At 45.8% G+C, this 1,468-nt stretch carries 2 protein-coding genes and 1 pseudogene; all 3 read right to left on the bottom strand.

Going from position 1 to position 1,468, the window contains the following annotated elements:
* Positions 1-102: 102 nt before the first annotated feature.
* Positions 103-759 (bottom strand): YqiA/YcfP family alpha/beta fold hydrolase, encoded by a 657-nt coding sequence (locus F6K37_RS42110; protein ID WP_287257178.1) that lies wholly within the window; start codon positions 757-759, stop codon positions 103-105.
* Positions 760-783: 24 nt separating this feature from the next.
* Positions 784-1,248 (bottom strand): Spy/CpxP family protein refolding chaperone, encoded by a 465-nt coding sequence (locus F6K37_RS42115; RefSeq protein WP_287257179.1) that lies wholly within the window; start codon positions 1,246-1,248, stop codon positions 784-786.
* A gap of 26 nt (positions 1,249-1,274) precedes the next feature.
* A pseudogene (locus tag F6K37_RS42120) lies at positions 1,275-1,468 on the bottom strand (hypothetical protein); the annotation flags it as partial.

Raw genomic sequence — 1,468 nt, forward strand, 5'->3', positions numbered from 1 at the left:
GGTTGGTTTGGAGTTAGTGTTGGGTTGGAGTAGCTCACCCCTGAACCGACTAACCTACCCGACAAGGGACGCCAAAGGCGAACAACCGACTAACCCTCAACCCTAAATATCACAAAATTCCCGAACTGCTGCCCAAATCAACGCCATCACGTCCCGCAAACCGTGTTCGCGTAGCGGCTCCAAAGGAGCATCGCTCTCCAATTCAACCAATTGCACCCAAGGGCGGGTACTGGCATAATCACGACTCGCCATGATAGGAATCACCTCATCATCGCACCCATGTAGAATCAGGGTAGGTACTTGTCGCCCTAGCTCCAAACCCTCATAATGACGGGCATCTTCTACAAACTGGTAGTGCAAGGGCAGCGTTCGCTGTTCTCGATAATGGTAAATCTCTAAATATCCCTGGGAGCGCCACTGATTGAGCTGTTCTGCTTCTAATTTGGGCAACCAATGGCCAAGGAAGCCAAATGCTGGTGCTAGTAGAACCAATCTTTTGATTTGTGGATTGTTTTGTGCTAAGTGTGCAGCGGTAAAAGCACCCAAACTAGAGCCGATTAACGTGACTGGTGTTCCATCTAAGGGCAGTAATGCTGCCACTTGACTAATCTGGCGACTTATTGTTAAATGATTAAAGTCATCTTGATTAAGGTCAGGAATGGTTAGAGAGACATTGAGGCGAGCAAAAGCTTTTTGTAGATACACCGCCTTGGCTGACTCAGGGCTAGAGGCAAAACCGTGTAGATAAATAAATCTCAAAATCCTTGTCCTTTGTGGTTCTCCCTAATCTGATAGAAGGTTTTGCTGGCGGCGCTGTCTCATGAATTGAGCAAACTGGATGCGTTGTTCAGGAGTCATCACCTCTCGCATCTGCAACATACTCTCAAGGTGTAACTTTCCTAGCTGCTGGTTCAATAGTTGAACCTGTTGGTATTGAGTGCGGATAGTTTGTGTGTCAGCTGTACCCACCATCAACTCACCTAATTTATGCTTCGCTTGACTCACTTGCTGGCGAAGATCTATAATGGATTCTTCATACTCCAGCTTAATGGCTTTCAGCTGCTGCCTTTGCACCTGGTTAAGATTGAGTTGCCTCATTAACCTACTATGCCTACTCGATTTTGGGTGTTGTTGACCCTCGGGGCTGGGAATCAATTGAGAGGTTACAGGGTTGGAATTAGCTACAGCAGTGCAGCCAGTCAGGGTAACCATGAGAATTGACAAAACATAACCTGGACGTAACAGCATGGAAGTTACCTATAAATGTCTTTAATTTAAAGTTTGTAAGAAATATTGAAGGTTGTTCCCGTAGCGTGGCCGAAAGGCCAAGGTTGAAAGTTGAAAGTTGAAAGTTGAAAGTTGAAAGTTGAAAGTTGAAAGTTGAAGGTGGGTTGAAGGTTGAAGGTTGAAGGTTGAAGGTTGAAGGTTGAAGGTTGAAGGTTGAAGGTTGAAGGTTGAAGGTTGAAGG

The sequence above is a fragment of the Moorena sp. SIO4E2 genome (assembly GCF_010671945.1).
GTDB lineage: Bacteria > Cyanobacteriota > Cyanobacteriia > Cyanobacteriales > Coleofasciculaceae > Moorena > Moorena producens.